This window comes from Pontibacter sp. CAU 1760 (assembly GCF_054482735.1).
Genome location: NZ_JBTLRL010000006.1, coordinates 202,340 through 222,069, shown reverse-complemented (window position 1 = coordinate 222,069; position 19,730 = coordinate 202,340). Strand labels below are relative to the sequence as shown.

Here is a 19,730-nt window from a genome sequence, read left to right as displayed (position 1 = left end):
AGCCTTTGGAGCTTGTACTGTGACAGGCATTTTATACCTAGCTGCCCTACAGTTCTTTTAAAATGATTCGGCTCGCCTAGCTTAAAATTGATATATTTATACCTACACACTAACCTGCATTCTATGAAATTGCTATACCCTACCCTGTGCCTTGGGCTTGCGCTCCTGTTCCAGAACTGCTCTACGGCACCAGACCAAACGACCGCAGCCAGCAGCACAACAGACAATATCAATTACCTGGACTACTCCAGCAGAGAAGACGAATTGAGCGGCGGTGCCCGGAAGATAAAAATCAGCACCCCCAAGGGCGAATTTGAGGTATGGACTAAGCGGGTGGGCAACAACCCCACCATGCGCGTGCTATTGCTCCATGGCGGCCCCGGCGGCACCCATGAGGCCTTTGAGTGCTTCGACAGTTACCTGCCAAAGGCTGGCATCGAGTATTATTACTACGACCAGCTTGGCTCTCATTACAGCGACCAACCCAACGACACCAGCCTCTGGAACATCCCGCGCTTTATAGAAGAAGTAGAGCAGGTGCGCCAGGCCCTGAAACTGGACAAGGACAACTTCTACCTGCTAGGCCATTCCTGGGGTGGCATATTGGCTACCGAGTATGCGCTCAAGTACCAGGGTAACTTAAAAGGGCTGATCATCTCGAACATGGTCTCGAGTGTGCCGAGTTACAACCAGTACGCCGACGAGGTACTGGGGCCGCAGATGCCAGCCGCGGTATTGGCTGAGATCAAACAGATAGAGGCGAACAACGACTTCACCAATCCACGCTACATGGAGTTGCTGATGCCGAACTTTTATACCCAGCACGCGCTGCGCATGCCCCTGGAACAATGGCCCGACCCCGTTACGCGGATGTTCAACCATATGAACCAGACGGTATACGTGCAGATGCAGGGCCCAAGCGAATTCGGCATCAGGGGCAACGCCTCGCTCCTGCACTGGGACCGCTCTCAAGACCTGTCCCGGATAAAAGTACCCACACTCACCATTGGTGGCCAGCACGACACCATGGACCCGAAGCACATGGAATGGATGGCCACGCAACTACCGAACGGGCGTTACCTGCATTGCCCGCAGGGCAGCCATATGGCGTTTTATGATGACCAAAAAACGTACTTCAAGGGCTTGGTTGATTTCATTCAGGATGTGGACCGTGGCGAGAAGATAAAGTAGTGCCTTGGTAACCTATCATTCGGACTATTCATTGTTTGTCAATCATGTTGCAGGACTTAAGCACTGGTGCTGCGCAAGGGCTTTAAGCATATCTCCTTGCTGATGGCCTTCGTTTAAATTAACAGAAACGAAAGCTCATTCACATGGAACAGATAAAACACACGCTCACGGTATTTGCCTGCCTGAGTATGCTTTGGTTAGCAAGCTGCCAAACCACAACACCCACCGGCACCGACGAAAACGGCGCAACGATTACTTACAAAAGCCTGGCACCCCAAAACGTAGACATCAGGGGAAGCATTGTGTCGCGCCGCTACAACGAGGGACAGGTGGTGCTGGAAGTGGAAGGCATTGGCTATACACCTGGCTCCCGCTATAACCGGGCCTACGTGCTGGTGCAACCAGTTACCCAGATCACCGATACAGAAGGGAAATCGATTAGCCTGAGCGAACTACAGATGGGGCAAAACGTGGCTATTATGCTGCGTGGCCATGGCAGCGGAAACTTTGTGGGGGTAGGTGTTGCCCGCAGGGTATGGCTGGAAGAAATCTTCTGATCTAAAACAGGGGCCTAGACTTGCTTCAAGCCATTTCTTCTGGCTAAGTGGCACATGGTGTGCACAGATCTGATAGCTTATTTTTGGCAATATTATAAGTAACCTCAGGAGCCTGCACATAGCATACCAACGGCTCCGTTGCACAATAGCAACGGAGCCGTTGGTTATTATTCATGTCAGCTAGTGTTAATAATAGCGATTCACTTCATACCTGTCTCTGTCAGGGTTGCTCCAGTGGGTGTTCGGGGCAATATTTCCAGGTGAAGACCTTCTGTCGTCGTCACCTGTTCTACGGTGCATACTGTCCTGGTCATCCCTCCTTCTGCTTCCCTCACCATAGAAGGTGTTGTCCGGATCGTACCGATGGCTTTCCTGGTACCCTCTCCTTTCGCTATCCAGATGACTACGGTAGTCGCGCGGGTGGCTGCTGTAGCGCTGGCCAGCGTCATAATTACGGTGTTGGTTCCAGTCATTGCGCCGGTTCTCCGCATACCCCTGGCCACGGCCCTCGTGTCGCATGCGCTCATATTCCTGGCCCATGTCGCCTTCGTGGTAGGTGTGCTCCCTTGGGAAATGATCGCGGTCATCTTTCCAGTGCCCTCTTTCGTGCTGGTAATGCCGCTCAAATTCGTCCGTCAGGTTACGCGTGCTGTGGTAATGATCGTCTCTTCGGTCATACCCATCGTATCTGCCGTAATAGTCTCTGTTGCCGTGTTGGCTATCGTCGTGTCTGTTCATAGTTTGTATAGGTTTAGTGAATACATTATACCTCTATAAACGGTAGAGCGGTAACACAGGTTGATGCATATGGCCCGTTGCAGCAGGCTGGCGGCTGCTAACTTGTATGCTGATGCACCAAATAGCCGTTACCTCAGATGAGTTGGCACAGGCAATGGTAAAAGTAAAGGCGCATTGAGCGCTGCTAGATTCTCGCTTGATAGGTATACAGCTGATAATACCTCCCCTTCTTATCCAGGAGCTCTTCGTGCTGGCCTTGCTCAGCGATATGGCCTTGTTCTATCACCAGGATTTGGTCGGCCTGGCGGATGGTGCTTAGGCGGTGGGCGATCACAAAAGTGGTGCGGCCCTGCATCAGGGTCTTTAAACTGGCTTGTATCAGGCTTTCGCTTTCTGTATCGAGGTTAGAGGTCGCTTCGTCCAGGATAAGGATGCGCGGGTCCGCCAGGATGGCTCTGGCAATGGCGATGCGCTGCCGTTGGCCACCGGAAAGCTTTACGCCCCGTTCCCCGATCAAGGTATCCAGGCCATCCTCAAAACGATCTGTGAACTCCTGCACGTAGGCGGCTTCTATGGCTTGCTGCAACTGCGCCTCGGTGGCATCCGGCCTCGGGAATAGGATGTTCTCGCGTATCGTGCCTTCGAACAGGAAATCGTCCTGCAGCACTACGCCCAGTTTGCTTCTATAGCTTTGCAGGCTCACCGTTTGCAGGTCGTGGCCATCAATGGTAATAGTGCCCGTATCGGGGTTAAGGAAGGAGGCCGCTAATCCGGATATGGTGGTTTTACCTGACCCAGACGAACCAACCAAGGCGGTAACGGAACCGGCAGGGGCCTTAAAGCTTATGCCTTTCACTACTTCTTTGCCCGTCTCGTAGGCAAACGACACATTGTCGAAAATCACATCGCCCCGGATATGCTCTAGCTGCATTTTCCTGCTGTGTCCATCGTCCTCCAGGGGGGTGTTCAGTATTTCCTGGGTACGGTCCAGCCCGGCGAAGGCTTCCGTAAACTGGCTGCCGATGTTGCTCATCTGCAAAATAGGCGCAATCATAAACCCAAGGTATAAAGTAAACGCCAGGAAATCTCCGAAGGTAAGCTCACCGTTCATGATCAGGTAGCCGCCAATGCCCATAATGCCTGCCGAGGCGAGCCCCAGCAACAAAGTGGCCGAAGAAGTAACAATACTCGTCGTAATCAGGCTTTTCTTCACGTTCAGGAACAAGCGGTTCACACCCTCCTCAAACGTTTTGATTTCCTGCTCCTCGGCATTAAAGCCCTTGATTACGCGCACACCGCCTAAGGTCTCGGTAAGCCGGCCGGTTACTTCTGCATTGATCACCCCACGCTCACGGAAGATAGGCCGTATTTTACCAAACGCCTTCAACGAGATTAATCCGAACACAGCCACCGGGAACAACACATAGAGCGTCATGAGCGGGCTGATGTAGATGAGCAGCACCAGGCAGATCAGCGACGTCAGGACGCCTCCTATCATCTGGGCAAAACCCGTCCCGACCAGGTTCCGCACTCCCTCCACATCCGTCATGATGCGCGACACCAGTTCACCGGTTTTGGAATTGTCGAAAAAGCGGATGGGAAGCTGGATGATGTGCCGTTGCACCTTAGCCCGCAACTTAGAGATCAGATTTTGCGCCTCCACGCTTAGGATCTGCGTGAGTGCAAAAGACGTGATGGACTGCACCACAATGGCGGCCACCACAGCCCCGATCAACCATTTCAGCAGGGTAGCGTCTCCGTTCGGAATCACGTCGTCCACCAAGTATTTGCTTGCGCCCGGCAGCACCAAGCCCGCCAGCCTGCTTATAATTATCAGCACGAGGCCAACTCCCAGCTGCTTTTTCCGAGGCCATATAATAGTTTTGAAAACCTGGGCGATCGTAACGTTCTGTAGTTGCTTTGATTTAGACATAAGGTTGGTTTAGACTCCCGTTGATAGCGAATAATAATGTTTGACGGTCAACTAGAGGTTAAAGGATTGCTATCGCTCCCTGATTGCTGTTTAAAGGTACATCATTTTTTGATCTACGGCCCTAACCGCAAAGAGCCGGTCTAAAGATTATACCCTTAACTCGAGGGAGGGCTTTCAACACCTACTCCCTTTCCTTTTTCTTGATCAGGCACAAGCGGAGAAGAAAGCATACTGGCGCTAAAACGGAAAAGTCTCCTTTCATACCCTGGCAGGCATAAAGGGAGACTTCAATATGTATGTCCTGATAGTTAAAAGGATGCCAGCCAAGCTTCCGCATCCGCTATTTCATCAAAAGTCCGGATCTCGAAATCGTTGTCTATTTTTTGGATGAGGCTCTCTATGGTGAGGGTAGCATAGATACTGCTAGGGATTACCTGGGCAATGTATTGCAGGCCGGCTGCGCGCATCTTGGGAGCCCATTCGTGCTGCACCCAATCAACGGCCATATCCCACGAGCCGATGACCTCTTTGTTACTGTTCAGCAGCTTAGTACAGGGCGTCTCCTTCATGATGTCCAGGATCTTGTTACAGCCTTCTTTCACCGTTTCCACCGACTGAACCCCAAACCACTGCGCATAGATGTAGGCACCTCTGGCGGTTTCTACTCTGATGCCCGTGAAGAAAATATCACCGAAAACTTTCTTTAATTTTACCTTCTCTAACATGTACCTTTACTCCAAAGCTTTCCCCCCTTACGTTAAAACTGCCTTAACCGCTGAGAATCACGCAAAGAAAATTGGCGCAGCCAGTTTTGGGCCTCGCCCACCGTATGGAATATTTGCACTTCAAATGCCTTTAAGTTTTCGTAAAAAGCAGAGGCTGAGGTTTCTGCAAACGAGGATGGATTAGTAATGAGCGCGAATTTTTTTATACCTGCCCTGGCTGCCTGCGGGGCCCATTCATTGATCACCCAGTCAAGCGAATGGTCCCAGCCGCCCACAACCTGTCTCGTATCGTTCAGGACACAGCTCAGACCGTTTTCCTGCACCACCTTAGCATAAGCCAATGCACCCGCTTTTATGTTTTCCTCTGTCAGATACCCCATCCAGTTGGTATGCACCCATCGGTTTGCCTTGTCCACCTCTACTGTTAAAAACACTCTGTCAAAAGCATTCCGAATTTCTAACTTCATAATCTTCTATCGAAGTATAAAGATACGATTCGGAAGTGACAAACATCCACATTTTTTTTACACCCAGAAAAACGACCTGTTGATTGCATTTTTCATGCATCAAGGGCAGTAACACAATTTGCCTGTTTTCTATAATGATTGCCATTATGTTATTGCGAAAGTATTTTGAGGGCTTTTTTATACCAGTTATGTATATAGCATTTTTCAAACCCAATCACACCTCGTGGCATACCGTTATTCCTGCCTAGAAAAGCCTATGCTTACAATTGAGGACGTATTATTTAATTTGCACTGATTTACAAGCAAAACCGACACATGCGCTACTTCTTCCATATCGCTTACCTGGGCACTAACTACAGAGGTTGGCAACGCCACCCGAACGGTATCAGCGTGCAGCAGGTGCTGGAAGAAAGCTTGCAAAAAATATTCAAAGCGCCCGCCTCCCTGGTGGGCTGCGGCCGCACAGATGCCCAGGTGCACGCCTCGCAATTCTTCTTCCATTCGGATGTGGCGCAAACCTGGGATTTCGACCTGCTGTTCCGGTTAAACAAGGTGCTGCCGCCGGATATTGCCGTGTTTGATATAATACCGGTGGAGGGCAAGGCGCACGCCCGTTATGATGCCACCGCGCGGAGTTACGATTACTACATCCATACCTATAAAGACCCTTTTCTCAGCCAGGTAAGTGCCTTTTATCTTTTGCCGGCGCTGGATCTGACGTCCATGAGAACGGCCACAGCGCTGCTTCCGCTGTACAACGACTACAGGTGCCTGTGCCTTACGCCAGCAGACCAGGAAAGTACTATTTGCCAGGTAACAACGGCCAGGTGGTTTGTGAACCAGCGCGGCGATAGGATGAGGTTTGAGATAACTGCCAACCGGTATATCAGCCGGATGATCCGGATTGTGGTGGGGAAACTCTTGCAAGTTGGCACCGGAGCTCTGAGCATTGCGGAGTTCGAGAGCTATCTGGCTGCTGAGAAAACACCGAAGCATCTCACGCCCGCCCACCCCCAAGGCCTGTTTCTCTCCAAAGTCACCTACCCTTACCTAGACCTTCCGGCACGCAGCGCTTTCTCGGTGAGTGCCTCGCCACAGCCCAACACGAACTGGCTGGTCTTGTAAAAAGGCGAGATGTTTTTTTGTTATAGGACGTATCCCAGATTGCCCCTCAAGCCAAAAGACACCTTTTAATTGCTATCTATCGTAATAAATGTAAAACAATGATACCCAATGTAAGCGGACATTGTACAAATTTTACACCTACTACTATGAAAAAGATAACGATAGCGAGTTTTGCTGTGATTGGCTTATTGAGCTTTACAGCCTGCAATACTAATGACGATACCACTACCCTGGAGGATGAGCAAGACAACCAAGTGGTGGTGGAGCGTGACTCGGTGCCTACCGAATACGAAGTGACTGAAACCGTGGTGGAGTATGATACCACGACACGGACTAAAACTGTTGACGCAGATAATCACGAGTAAGCCATACCATCAGAACTTAAGGGATAGCTATTAACAAAAGCAGCGCCTGTTCCTGAATAGGCGCTGCTTTTGTTATGCCATACGTCATAGGTTTGATACAGTGCTATGATTGAACCGTGCAGGCTCCATCATGAGGGGAAGTACTTATGTGTAATGAGCGCACTAAGGCATTATACATGAACTATAGATCAGGCATTTCAAACAAATGGGCCGAGCCGGTACAATTATCAAAGCTTGTTTGGCAGACATTATTAACTATATTTGATCCAAGTGTTGATATAGGAAAACTGTCCGAAAGTTAAACACCAGTCTAGCCACCCCCTCCCACAAAGCTTTCATACTTGGACAGGTTTTTCCGGCAGACTCTAAAACTATAGCGTAAAAGCATGGGACAATTTATATACAGCCCCCGATCACGACGCTGTTTTATTATAACTATAAACGGGTACACTGAAGTTTTAATCTCAAGTCAAAAATGATCAACCTATCAAGAATAAGGGGATAAACTCGCTATGGAAAGAGAAGAAATTTTTGATGCAGCGTTGGCACTCACCCAAAAAGACAGACACGATAACTACCTAGCGGAATTAGCCCTTTTTCTGTCAGATCATACCCACGCCAAGTATGTCATCATTGGCCAGCTTTCTGACGATTTTAATCACATCCATACTCTTGTGTTTATGAAGGATGGTCAGTTGCTCGAGAATTATAGTTATTCCCTGGAAGGAACTCCCTGCGCTTGTGTGCTGCAGGAGCGGTTCAGTTTTCACCCCTGTAATGTGGCGCCTGCTTTTCCGGATGACAAGGAACTGAAGGAGTTTAACATTGACTGCTACCTCGGCAAAATACTCACGGCTCACGATGACACTCCGCTGGGCATAACAGTACTCATGGATGAAAATCAAATCGATGACCCTACCTTTTGCGAGCAGCTAATCACGGTGCTGAGCCCAGCCATAGAAGAGGAAATCCAGTTACTCAAAATCTAGCTTGGACAGCCTTATTTTATGACACGTCAACTTTGTGCATCTTTGGAAGAATCACAACCTTTGATACCGCATAGGATTGCTTCCGTTCCAGGCATACATGATGAACCGATTTTTAGCCACCGAAAAGGCTGCCACACTACTACGTAATTTGCAGGACAGCCCTGCCCGCTTGCTGTATGATCCTGCCAAACACAGGCTAACTGTGCATGACGAATCCGGGAACGAACAGTTTGCTTTCCGCTTACCCCTGCTGCTGCCCTACCCCTTTCAGGAAAGCGATCAGGTAAATTATGTGATTCTGCTGGTCCAGTCGGGTAACTGCGCCATTGGTTATTTCGAGAATGGCGTAAACCTCGACCATAAGGTGTTCCGCTCTTATATGGTGCGCAAAAAGCAGGGAAAAAGCCAGCTCAAATACCTCAAAACCAAAGGCAAGTCCAGAGCAGGCTCCAGGGTGCGCCTGGGCGAGACGATAGAGTTCTTTGAGAACGTCAACGAGCGGCTCCAAACATACTTTGAGCAATATGAGATACATCGCATCGCCATCAGTTGCTCAAAAACCCTTATTCCTTACCTGTACAATTCCAAAATCGAAACCCCTTTCGAGAAAAGCGACCCTAGAATCTATAAAATCCCGAAGCACATCCACACCCCCATTTATGAGGTGATGCTGGATGCCAACCGGTTTCTGCAACGCGGAGAGCTTATCTATGAGGTGCAGCAGCAACCTTTGATTGAAAAATGGGTGAGCGCGGCCGATTTAGAGGATGCGGCTGCCAAGGAGGACGTTGCAGACGAGGAAGACCTTGACTGGTAACAAGAGCAAGCTAGCCAAAAAAGCTTGCCTGACATGGCGTACAAGCTGCTGGCTACCAACGCTCCATACAGCAAGTCTTTCCTGATCACATCACGGACACAGCGCTACTATGGCAAATGAGCGTCCTACATGCGAACGATACGGCTTGGCCTGGAAACGGCTATAGGCTGAAAACGCAATATGCTTTCACCCTTTCAGGCTGTTATTTAAAGACCATACATCACACTGTAATTCAGCCCAATGCATAACTTAGTTTTTTTAGGAGTCGTTAAATCAGTTACGATCACAGTAGCTGTTTTAACATACGTTTAACCTAACAAACTTAAAGCAATGCCTTTTATAAAAACCGAAGACCACCAGAAGGGAGAAAATGTACACCTGTACTATGAAGATTATGGCCATGGGCAGCCGGTTATCCTGATTCATGGGTGGCCGTTGAGTCACCGCATGTGGGAGAACCAGATGCAGGACATCGTAGGCGCCGGTTTTCGATGCATCGCCTACGACCGCCGGGGTTTTGGCGATTCAGACAGGCCCTGGTATAACTACGACTTTACCTCTCTTGCCCAGGATCTGCGCACGCTGATAGAACGACTTAATTTGCGCCACTGTGTGTTGGTGGGTTTCTCGATGGGGGGAGGCGAGGTGGTCCGTTACCTTTCCATGTTCGGAAATGACCGAATTGACAAGGCTGTGCTGATCAGCTCAATCATCCCGCTGGTAAAGCAAACGGACGACAACCCGGATGGCGTACCGGAAGAAAAATTGAATGAGATCATGGAATCGCTCCAGACAAAGCGTGTCTCGTTTCTGGCAGAGTTCGGGAAGCTGTTTTACAATTACAAAGATTACAAAGCGCAAATCAGTGAACAGGCGTTGCAATACGACTGGCAGATAGCTGCATCCGCTTCGCCACGGGCAACCATCGAAACAGCCAAGGCATGGGCAAATACCGACTTCCGCAAGGAACTAAAACAGGTAGATGTGCCCACGCTTATCATACATGGCGACGCCGATCAGATTGTCCCGATAGAAACCAGCAGCAAGCAAGCCTCAAAAGAGATTCGTAACAACCAGTACCATATTGTTAAGGACGGCCCGCATGGCCTCTTTGCCACGCATAAAGATGAAGTCAATACCCTTTTACTAGAATTTTTGAGACAACAGTAAATCAACCTATTTGCAAAAAACAGAGAAAACCGCTCCTTCCCAGCGGTTTTCTCTGTTTTGGTGGCTAAAAGTATTGCCGGTAGTTCAGGTATAGCCTGTACCTGGCTACAAGAACTATCGTGAGAGCCAAGCCGACATTAGCATAGCTCTCACGATATACAAGATATTATAAATCCTGTTAATGAGTCTGTCAAGAACTTGTTAAAGGCAACTCACTAGTGGCTACAATTTCTGGCTTGTATAAATGTTGGCCTAATTATTTTTACTGGCACCTCATAAATTTCAAAACTACTATATCATTTTCATAAAACAGCCTTAACATACCGTTAGAGCTGATTCAAGCTAACTGTAAAATATTAATTTAAAATAAACTTGCTGTTTATATATAAAAATAACTATACTTGCATAATGCAATTATGATTATATTATATAAAGATTAATTTACTAACCAGCAACTACATATAATATAAGTTATTTTATTATAGCACTTTACAATTGTGCCAGACTAAAACTAGCTTTTGCCAAATCAAGTCTGTCAGTTCCTGAGATTTTTGCGCCTACCTACTGCCTAAAAACAATACACCACATTGTTTTAACCCTTGTGAAAACAAACTCTTAAAATACAGTGAAAACAAAAATTACCCTTCCTTATAATTTCCTGCTTTTCTATTACACGCTCAGATTAAGGCACACTCAAATTTTAATGCTGCTTGTTGGTCTATTGTCAGCTAGTCAGGCTCAGGCACAGGAGTACACACCCTTTTATCAAAACAGCTTCGAAAGCAAGGCGAATCTGACTTATGAAATAACTGAAGGCGTAGGGAATAAAGAATCAACCAACGAAGCTTATATCAAGGTAAGAAGTGCCTTAGTTCAGGGGAAGATAAACTCCATGTTATATACAAGCTATAAGGGCTTTGTTATCTTCAACACCAACCAAGAGCTCGACCCGCGTTTTCGTTACCAGGTCTCCGTGCGGGTGAAGGTAATTGGCACCAATGCAAAGCTAAGGCTATATGCGGGAGCAACCCCTGAAGAAGCAAAAAGCCAGGGCACCGTATTGTTGCACAACGACCTGCTCATACCCTCAGACACCTACCAGACGCTCACTGCCGCTTTCACGGTTTCGACAGCGATTTCCCCGTTGCAACTAGCCCTCTATGTGGAAAGCACGGAGAACATGCCGCTGATATACAAAGACATCATAGTTGACGACGTCATACTTTCAAAGGGTTGCTTTCCGATTGCCAACCCTGTTGCTACAGACGGTAGCCGAAAAGGAAGCGGTACCGTAACGCTTCAGGCATCCGGAGCAGCAACAGGTCATGCATACCGTTGGTTTAATGCCGATGGCACTTTGATCGCCGGAGAAAACGGAGCCACTTTTACTACGCCTCGCCTCACCTCCTCTACCAATTACCTGGTTTCTATCATGAAGGAAGGTACTGGTTGCGAGAGCGGGAAAGTGACTGTGAAAGCTACTATCGAGAAGGACAAGAAAATTAAGCCTGCCCTGGATGTGGAATGGCTCGAAAATGACAAATGGCGGGTTACGGCCAGCGAGGAGGCTTTCGGACCAGCCGTGTTTGGCGCTAACCCCACATACACCTGGTACCGTAGGGAGTCATGGGATAGTTCTCCGGAGGGGGAATGGGGGCAGCCGATGCAGGTCAGCTCCAACAGAACCTACACCGAAACAGACCCTGCAGATGATGTGCAGCTGATGGCGGTGGTTTACAACCGGGAGTCGAACACGGAGTATTACATGCACAACATCATGGTAGCGCCCATGCCTGTGGATATGCTTTACTTTAACGCGTCCAAACAAGGGAATACAGTGGTATTGCAATGGGCTACTGCCATGGAGTTGAATAATGCCGGGTTTGGTGTGGAAGTGTCTACGGACGGCAGGGAGTTCAGGGAACTTTCTTTCGTGAAAACACTGAACGGTAACTGCCAGGTAAAGCAAATGTACCATTTCACCGATGCCGAAAGCGGTAAGACAGGAAACAGATATTACCGCCTGAAGCAGCAAAACACCGATGGCACCATACAGTATTCTAACATGCTGGTCACCTATTTTATAGATCCGACCCGGTGTCTGCAGGTTGCCCCCAACCCGTCTGCTGGCGGAGAGGTAAAGCTTACCTTGTCTACTGCGGAAATGGGTGCTTTGCAAATCCGGGTACTCAACCAGACGGGCGTGGAAGTATACCAAACCAACCAGATTCTACCTGTAGGGACTTCTACACAAACGATATTTCTCCCCACCTCTTTGCCTGCTGGCATCTATTATATTCATGCTAACCAGAACGGTATGGCCCGAAGCTGTAAGCTGCTCAAAATTTGATGGTTATACTTCTATAGTTATTCCTGAAAGCCCCGATCTAGATACGCAGCAGTTTGCAAGACCAGGGATCTTCAAACAAAATACATGCACAACAGTACATAGTCAGACAATAATCAGCTGCGCTGTTCCTGCGGCTGATGGTAAAGAAACAGACTATACCATTGCATGACAAAAGACGCTTCCACTTCTTCATCTGATAAATTTTCCGGGTATGTGCAGGTGCGTGGAGCACGCGAGCATAACCTCAAAAACGTTAACCTAACCATACCGCGCGATGCGCTGGTGGTGTTTACCGGGGTTTCGGGCTCCGGCAAATCCTCGCTGGCCTTTGGTACCCTTTACGCAGAAGCGCAGCGCCGTTACCTGGAGTCTGTTTCGCCATACGCGCGGCGATTGTTCCACCAAATGGCCGTTCCGGAAGTTGATGCCATTGAGGGCCTACCACCCGCGGTGGCCTTGCAACAACAGCGCGGCACTCCTACCACCCGTTCCTCGGTAGGGAGCGTTACCACGCTTTCTAATTTACTCCGGATGCTTTACTCCCGCGCCGGTGACTACCCGGCGGGGCAATCCATTATCTATGCCGAGGCTTTCTCGCCGAATACGCCTGAGGGTGCCTGCCCCACTTGCCATGGCCTGGGCCGAATCTACGATGTTACCGAACAATCAATGGTGCCCGATGATTCGCTGACCATCCGCGAGCGAGCCATCGCCGCATGGCCAACCGCCTGGGGCGGGCAGAACCAGCGTGACATCCTGGTATCCCTGGGCTACGACGTAGACAAACCCTGGCGCGACTTGCCGCAAACAGACCGCGACTGGATTCTCTTTACCGAAGACCAACCAGTGGTTCCGGTGTACCCCGGCTATACCCCCGAGCAAACCCAGCGTGCCCTGAGGCGCAAGGAAGAGCCTAATTACATGGGCACCTTCAGTAGTGCCAGGCGCCATGTGTTCCATACCTTCGCTAACACTAACAGCCCGCAAATGAAGAAGCGGGTAATGCAGTATATGCTTAGCACCGACTGCCCTACCTGCCACGGGAAACGCCTGCGCCCGGAGTCCTTGTCTGTTAAGTTTGCCGGGTATGATATAACGGAATTGTCGCGGTTGCCATTAAAGCGTGTGGCCCGCCTACTCCTTCCCTTTGCCGAAGGAACAGATAAAAGCCATGCCCAACAGGAAGCCGTGCACCCGGAACAAACCATCGTGGCACAGCGCATCTCAGAAGACCTGTACGCACGCATCCAGGTGCTCTTGGATCTCGGCCTGGGCTACCTCTCCCTGGAGCGCAGCACCCCGACGCTGTCGCCGGGAGAACTGCAACGCCTCAGGTTGGCTACGCAACTGTACTCGCATCTTTTTGGGGTGGTATACGTGCTGGACGAACCTTCTGCGGGCCTGCACCCCGCCGACAAGGTAGCCTTACTGCAAGCGCTGGAGGGCTTGAAGAAAGCGGGCAATTCCCTGTTTATCGTGGAGCACGATCTGGCCGTGATCCGGCATGCCGATTGGATTGTGGATGTAGGCCCGGCAGCCGGGCTTAATGGCGGCGAGATTCTTTACAGTGGAGCTGCACAAGAATTGGAGCAAATAGCCGCTTCCCAAACCGGGGCCTACCTGTTCGGGCGGATCTCGCTACCGAAGCGCACACCACGCCAGCCAGCGGGTTGGCTTAAGTTACAGGGTGTGTCACGCAACAACCTGCATCAGTTAGCGGCCGAATTCCCGTTAGGTGTTTTTACGTCTGTTACGGGAGTTTCCGGCTCAGGGAAGTCCAGCCTGGTCAGTCAGGTACTAGTAGAGCTGGTGGCTGCTAAGCTAGGCAACCCAATGCCGGTGGAGGAAGACGAGGGGGAGGAATTGGAACGGGACGCACCTGCCACCACCGGAGGGGAGATTACCGAGGGCATGGAGCGTATTAAACGCCTGGTACGGGTGGATCAGAAACCGATTGGCCGGACGCCACGCTCTAACATGGCGACGTACACAGGCCTGTTCGACCACGTGCGGAGGCTGTTTGCCGCCACGCCCATGGCCAAATCCCGGAAATATGACGCGGGTCGCTTTTCCTTTAACGTGGCCAAAGGTCGGTGCGAGAACTGCCAGGGCGAAGGCTTCGTGATGGTTGAGCTGCTTTTTCTGCCGAGCGTGTATGCCCCCTGCCCTGTATGCCATGGTGCCCGCTACAACGCCAAGACCCTAGAGGTAACTTACCGCGATAAAAACATTGCCGATGTGTTGGACATGACGGTGGATATTGCCTGGGCATTTTTCGAGGAGGAAGCCGCCATCTACCGAGCCCTTACCGTGTTGCGGGAAGTGGGCCTGGGGTATCTGCGACTTGGGCAGCCAGCCACCGAGCTCTCGGGCGGCGAAGCACAGCGCATCAAACTGGCCTCAGAGCTGCAAAAGGCGCAGCGTGGGAACACACTCTATATCCTCGATGAGCCCACCACAGGCCTCCACCCTGCCGATGTAGACAAACTGGTGACGCAATTGCATGGCCTGGTAGATGCGGGCAACACCGTGATTGTGGTAGAACACGACATGCGCGTAGTGGCAGGCAGCGACTGGGTACTGGACATTGGGCCGGGCGCAGGTGAAGAGGGAGGCCAGATAGTTGCAACAGGTACGCCCCAGCAGGTAAAAAACGTAACTAAAAGTAAAACTGCGCCTTATCTGGCAAAAGCTTTGGAGTAGGTTCTAAACTGTGATTTGTCGTTCATTCTACGAAAGCATGGGTTGCGTAGAATGAACGATGATCGAACCATACGTGTGGATTTCGTTCCTTAGAGCTAACCAATCACTCGTTTAACATTTAAGGTCCTGCTTACGGTGCAGCTTAGATCAGCGCTAAAGCTATTATACGCCTCGGGCACAGGCTTCTACGCTATCAAGCAGAGCTATACTATTAGGCGCGATAAGTATAGGTTTGATTAGCCTGTAGACATTGACCGTAACTTAATGTAAATCAAAACATTTGCATCTGAATAAAAAATCAACTCCCCTACCCAGCTTTAAGACACACTAACAATATAATGCATTTTTAAACTGTTTATATGCAAACAAATTTTGTTTTAGGTTAGTAATTTAAGGGATGTATAACTTAATGCTTCGGGTCTATGAAAAAGATGTTTCTTTTGGTGGCACTGGTGTTTGCGGGTACCTGCGCCTGGCTTAAATTTTCTGCAGGCGGTACAGAAGCCCTTGCACAGACTGTGAAAACAGCTACCCCAAAATCTCAAAATGGAGGATTTGAAAGCCAGATAAAATATGGTGAGCATTTGGTGTTGATTGCCGGCTGCCACGATTGCCACACCCCTAAAAAAATGACTGACCAAGGCCCCGTGCTGGATATGTCGCGCGCATTATCGGGGCACCCGGCAAACATGCCCCCTATAGAGGTGGACCGGGCGGACATGGAGCGAAAAGGCCTTGCCGTGACCCAGACGCTAACCTCCTGGATAGGCCCCTGGGGAATTTCCTACGCAGCAAACCTTACCTCCGACAAAACCGGCATTGGAAACTGGCAGGAGAAAAACTTTGAGTTGGCCCTCAGAAAAGGAAAGCACAAAGGCATCGAAAGCAACCGCATGTTACTCCCTCCAATGCCCTGGGAAATGTTTAGCCATATGACCGACGAAGAGGTGAAGGCGATATTTGCTTATCTCAAATCAACAAAGCCAATACGCAATGTAGTGCCCGCTCCAAAACCACCCGTATTGGCTACAAGCACAAAATAGCTGTGTCTTGTTTTGTGATGGAAAGGAAGACTCTTTTTGCCATTCCAGCGTGCTTTCTGTAGGAGCGATGAGGGTATAGGCAGGGGAAACAACTACCAGGCTTTCGGGAACGGAGGAGAATAGAATGAAAAAATCCATATACCAAAAAAGAAAAGTAGCTGTATCAAAGATGGGAAAAAACAAACATGCCTTTGATATAGCTACTTTTCTTTCATGTAAACCAAATAGCCTCAAACTAATTTGAAGCGCCACACCTATACTGAACAGGCACTTTACATCGCTTCGTTTGCGCCGGCAGACTTATAGGTTCCAAAGCACGTTGGCCTGCAAAATGGATTCGTTCAGCCCTTTGATGCCTGCCACATTGTTCCAGTAACGATACTCTGAACCCAGAAAGATATTGCCTGGCTTGCCCCACGTGTTACCCAGATCCAGGAAAAGCTGCGGCTGTGTCAGGTATTGCGTAGCGCCCGGGCCACGGTCCCCGATCAAGTCCATGAACCCACGGAAGCGGAAGCGCAGGCTCTCTGATACCGGTAAAGGGATGTCCCAACTCGGAGTGATCTGGTAAGTGCCGTGGTATTGCTCGCCGTGCTGCTTGTAGTAATAGGTCTCGAGTTGCAGTAATCCGGATCCTGGTATGTTGAACTTGAACGCTGGACCAAACTGGTAGGCGAAGAAATCTTCCGGGCCGCCAAACAATACGTTTATACCTCCCCCCAGCAGCACATCGCGAACAGGACCTAAAGCAATCTCTTGTCCCGTGGCTCGGCTTAGGCTAACTTTTGGGTACCACTCCAGATACATATCAGGGCTTTTCAGGCTGACATCGTTTGACAGATCAGTAAACCCAAAATGTTCGAAGGCCCCAGCAGAACCGAAATGCTCAAAAGTAATAGTCGCCATATCGGCAGTCCGGTTGAGGTGGCGCCCATACAGGAACTGTACGTTCGAGCCGCCCTGGTAAATTACCTGTGCCTGGGCCTGCAAACCAGCCAAACAAACAAAAAAAGTGAATGCTGCCAGGAAAGTGTTTCTTGATGCTGCTAGCCTGTGCTTTGCTGCGCAAATGTGTCTCATCTGAGTAAAATTGAATTATAGTTGCATTTCAGGCTGCAAAGGTAGGCTTTATGGTGCAGCTATGCACAAAATATACAGCATCGTACACGCCGACCGCTCCATAAAGGTAGCAGCCGGCGTGTAAAAGGCATTGGTTGAAGGTAACACTGTACCTGGCTCACACTACTAATAGGCATATGCAGGAACTTGTGCTGCTTTTGAATTACACCGGTGGCTGCGAGTCATAAATGCCCCGGCATTGAAGGAGAAACAGGATTGTATCAGGATTTTTTGCTGCCGATATAAATCCCATACCCTATCAGGCCAGCCGCCGCCGCAAAAAGCAGGTATTGTTGCTCTTTTACCGACAGGTTTTTGTAAAACTCCAACCCATGTTTGCCGGGGTCGTTCATGATTTCCGTGAGCTGCGAGGGATTCTGCAAAAGGCTCTTAAAAGAATGTGTCTTTGTATTTTCCATAGTTAGCGCTTATTTATACCCTCTGATACGGGGGAGCCTGTGTAATAGATATCCTTGTGTAAAGATTGCTGGAGCCACCATACGAGCATTTATTTATACCCCCCATTCCTCCACGTAATCCCTTTGCCGGTAAGCCGCCCACAAGCGTTTGTATCGGTGTGAAAACTTTAACATATTGCTAGACCTAACCCTGATGAAAATGCGATTCAAACATACCCTTCTACTTACCTGCATGTGCCCGCTTTTCCTGGGATGCAGTTTAACTAAAAGCACAGTAGCCCCTCTTAATGAGCTATCCCCCTCCGCTCTGCAACCATATGGCAGGCATCAGCTCATAGACGCCAAAGAACTGGAACTGATCAGTTCGGCGGTTCATTTCGGGTTTAGCTTTGAAGGCCAGGAGGCAGAGGTAATAGCGAGTATCCCAAATGCGGAAGGGCACAGTTATTTGCAGTATGAACTGGACGGGAAGTACCAGAAACGGATAAAAATAACAGGCGGTGCTCCGGACACGCTGCGTATCGTTGCGCAGTCGGCGGGGCCACACACAGCATGGGTTTACAAAGCCACTGAAGCGCATACAGGACCTGTGCACATCCAGAAAGTACGCGGCCACCAGCTAAGCCCAATAAAAAAGCCTGCCACCCCCATCATCGAGTTTATTGGCAACAGCATTACCTGCGGGGCCGCCGCCGACCCGGCGGAGGTACCCTGCGGTACGGGCCAGTACCATGACCAGCATAACGCCTACATGGCCTATGGCCCGCGGGTAGCCAGAGCGCTTAAGGCGCAGTTTGTGTTGAGCTGTGTGAGTGGCATTGGCGCTTACCGTAACTGGAACAGCGATGGGCCTACCATGCCTGAGGTATATGAAAAGGCTGACTTTCAGGCCAACAGCCATACCCGCTGGGACTTCAACACTTATACCCCTGCCGTGGTGAGTATTGCACTGGGCACAAATGACTTTAGCATGGGAGATGGCAAAAAGGAAAGACAGCCTTTTGATAGTACCCGCTTTGTGAACAGCTACATTGATTTTGTAAAGCTGGTGAAATCCAAATACCCGGATGCCCGCATTGCCCTCTTGAGCAGCGCCATGGTGCAGGGCGCGAACAGAACCCTGCTGCAAAGCACCCTGCTAGCCGTGAAGGCAGCCACTGATGCCGCATACCCCGCTGACAAACCGGTAGCCCTGCACTTTTTTGAACCGATGCAGGCACGCGGCTGCTCCGGCCACCCGAATGTGGAAGACCATGCTATCCTGGCGCAGGAATTAGTGCCTTTTTTCAGTGAACTGCTTTCGCAATAAGGCCATGAACTAGAAAAGGTGTGTTGTGTCAATGCCGGATGATCCTACCGTCTTCCATCTCGATGATGCGGCCCGTGTTCTCAGCAAAGCTTTGGTCGTGGGTGACGATGAGCAGTGTCTGGTTGTGCTCTTCGGCCAGTTGCTTGAAAATATCAAACACCAGGTCGCTGTTCTTCCGGTCGAGGTTGCCGGTGGGTTCATCGCCCATCACAATATGCGGGTCGTTGATGAGGGCGCGGGCAATGGCGACACGCTGCTTTTCCCCGCCCGAAATATTGGAAGCCATCTTGGTAGCTAGGTGCGCAATCCCCAGCATTTTCAGCTTCCCCATGGCCCGGTCTTCCAGTTCTGGCATACCGTACTTCCTCAGTTTCATGCCGGGCAGCATCACGTTTTTCAGGACCGAGAATTCGTTGAGCAAATAGTGAAACTGAAAGACAAAGCCGATTTTCTCGTTGCGGATGCTGGCCAGCGACTTATCTGATTTTTTGGTCATCGCCTCCTGATCGATCAGCAGTTCGCCTTCATAATCGGTGTCCATGGTCGAGAGGATATAAAGCAGCGTGGACTTGCCGCAACCCGATTTGCCGATTACAGACACAAACTCCCCCTTCCGGACCGAAAAAGTGATGTCGTGTAACACCTGCACCGTTGCCGGGTCATGGAAAGACTTGTTGATGTGCCGTGCCTCGAGTACAATATCTTCCATC

Annotated in this window: 18 protein-coding genes; 11 read left to right on the top strand and 7 right to left on the bottom strand. The window is 49.9% G+C overall.

Annotation, left to right across the window (positions count from 1 at the left end; genetic code table 11):
• The first annotated feature begins 123 nt into the window (after nt 1–123).
• On the top strand, nt 124–1,191 hold the full coding sequence (locus ACXYMU_RS10750; protein ID WP_458986392.1) for a proline iminopeptidase-family hydrolase: 1,068 nt from the start codon (nt 124–126) through the stop codon (nt 1,189–1,191).
• 143 nt (nt 1,192–1,334) lie between these two features.
• Entirely contained in the window at nt 1,335–1,748 is a 414-nt protein-coding gene (locus ACXYMU_RS10745) for a hypothetical protein (protein WP_458986391.1), read from the top strand.
• 186 nt (nt 1,749–1,934) lie between these two features.
• Here ACXYMU_RS10745 and ACXYMU_RS10740 read toward each other — a convergent pair whose 3' ends face one another.
• The 4 genes from ACXYMU_RS10740 to ACXYMU_RS10725 all read right to left on the bottom strand — a co-directional run bounded on the left by ACXYMU_RS10740 (nt 1,935) and on the right by ACXYMU_RS10725 (nt 5,611).
• Nucleotides 1,935–2,486 (bottom strand): hypothetical protein, encoded by a 552-nt coding sequence (locus ACXYMU_RS10740; protein WP_458986390.1) that lies wholly within the window; start codon nt 2,484–2,486, stop codon nt 1,935–1,937.
• Nucleotides 2,487–2,670: 184 nt separating this feature from the next.
• On the bottom strand, nt 2,671–4,419 hold the full coding sequence (locus ACXYMU_RS10735; RefSeq protein WP_458986389.1) for an ABC transporter ATP-binding protein: 1,749 nt from the start codon (nt 4,417–4,419) through the stop codon (nt 2,671–2,673).
• 308 nt (nt 4,420–4,727) lie between these two features.
• A complete protein-coding gene (locus tag ACXYMU_RS10730) occupies nt 4,728–5,144 on the bottom strand; it encodes a hypothetical protein (RefSeq protein ID WP_458986388.1) in 417 nt (138 codons plus the stop codon).
• A gap of 32 nt (nt 5,145–5,176) precedes the next feature.
• A complete protein-coding gene (locus ACXYMU_RS10725; protein ID WP_458986387.1) occupies nt 5,177–5,611 on the bottom strand; it encodes an STAS/SEC14 domain-containing protein in 435 nt (144 codons plus the stop codon).
• 315 nt (nt 5,612–5,926) lie between these two features.
• Between ACXYMU_RS10725 and ACXYMU_RS10720 the strand changes: the two genes are divergently transcribed.
• From ACXYMU_RS10720 to ACXYMU_RS10685, 8 genes are all read left to right on the top strand, one after another.
• Nucleotides 5,927–6,736 (top strand): tRNA pseudouridine synthase A, encoded by an 810-nt coding sequence (locus ACXYMU_RS10720; protein ID WP_458986386.1) that lies wholly within the window; start codon nt 5,927–5,929, stop codon nt 6,734–6,736.
• A 146-nt stretch (nt 6,737–6,882) separates the two neighbouring features.
• Nucleotides 6,883–7,101: a hypothetical protein gene (locus tag ACXYMU_RS10715; protein ID WP_458986385.1), complete on the top strand. Its 219-nt coding sequence runs from the start codon at nt 6,883–6,885 to the stop codon at nt 7,099–7,101.
• 512 nt (nt 7,102–7,613) lie between these two features.
• Nucleotides 7,614–8,090 (top strand): hypothetical protein, encoded by a 477-nt coding sequence (locus tag ACXYMU_RS10710; protein WP_458986384.1) that lies wholly within the window; start codon nt 7,614–7,616, stop codon nt 8,088–8,090.
• 97 nt (nt 8,091–8,187) lie between these two features.
• Nucleotides 8,188–8,907, top strand: coding sequence for a hypothetical protein (locus tag ACXYMU_RS10705; protein ID WP_458986383.1), 720 nt, complete (start codon nt 8,188–8,190; stop codon nt 8,905–8,907).
• Between the two features lie 330 nt (nt 8,908–9,237).
• Entirely contained in the window at nt 9,238–10,077 is an 840-nt protein-coding gene (locus tag ACXYMU_RS10700) for an alpha/beta fold hydrolase (RefSeq protein ID WP_458986382.1), read from the top strand.
• An 892-nt stretch (nt 10,078–10,969) separates the two neighbouring features.
• Entirely contained in the window at nt 10,970–12,427 is a 1,458-nt protein-coding gene (locus ACXYMU_RS10695) for an Ig-like domain-containing protein (protein ID WP_458986381.1), read from the top strand.
• 165 nt (nt 12,428–12,592) lie between these two features.
• Nucleotides 12,593–15,130 (top strand): excinuclease ABC subunit UvrA, encoded by a 2,538-nt coding sequence (gene uvrA, locus ACXYMU_RS10690; protein WP_458986380.1) that lies wholly within the window; start codon nt 12,593–12,595, stop codon nt 15,128–15,130.
• A gap of 422 nt (nt 15,131–15,552) precedes the next feature.
• Nucleotides 15,553–16,173 carry a c-type cytochrome gene (locus ACXYMU_RS10685; protein ID WP_458986379.1) on the top strand — a complete coding sequence of 207 codons (621 nt, stop codon included), beginning with the start codon at nt 15,553–15,555 and terminating at the stop codon, nt 16,171–16,173.
• 300 nt (nt 16,174–16,473) lie between these two features.
• On the opposite strand, the gene ACXYMU_RS10680 is transcribed toward ACXYMU_RS10685, so the two are convergent.
• Together ACXYMU_RS10680 and ACXYMU_RS10675 are read right to left on the bottom strand one after the other, a co-directional pair.
• On the bottom strand, nt 16,474–17,172 hold the full coding sequence (locus ACXYMU_RS10680; RefSeq protein ID WP_458986378.1) for a hypothetical protein: 699 nt from the start codon (nt 17,170–17,172) through the stop codon (nt 16,474–16,476).
• A 341-nt stretch (nt 17,173–17,513) separates the two neighbouring features.
• On the bottom strand, nt 17,514–17,711 hold the full coding sequence (locus tag ACXYMU_RS10675) for a hypothetical protein (protein WP_458986377.1): 198 nt from the start codon (nt 17,709–17,711) through the stop codon (nt 17,514–17,516).
• A gap of 199 nt (nt 17,712–17,910) precedes the next feature.
• Between ACXYMU_RS10675 and ACXYMU_RS10670 the strand changes: the two genes are divergently transcribed.
• On the top strand, nt 17,911–19,020 hold the full coding sequence (locus ACXYMU_RS10670; protein WP_458986376.1) for an SGNH/GDSL hydrolase family protein: 1,110 nt from the start codon (nt 17,911–17,913) through the stop codon (nt 19,018–19,020).
• A gap of 28 nt (nt 19,021–19,048) precedes the next feature.
• On the opposite strand, the gene ACXYMU_RS10665 is transcribed toward ACXYMU_RS10670, so the two are convergent.
• Complete coding sequence (locus ACXYMU_RS10665) at nt 19,049–19,729, bottom strand: ABC transporter ATP-binding protein (protein WP_458986375.1); 681 nt, start codon at nt 19,727–19,729, stop codon at nt 19,049–19,051.
• Between the last annotated feature and the right edge of the window lies 1 nt (nt 19,730).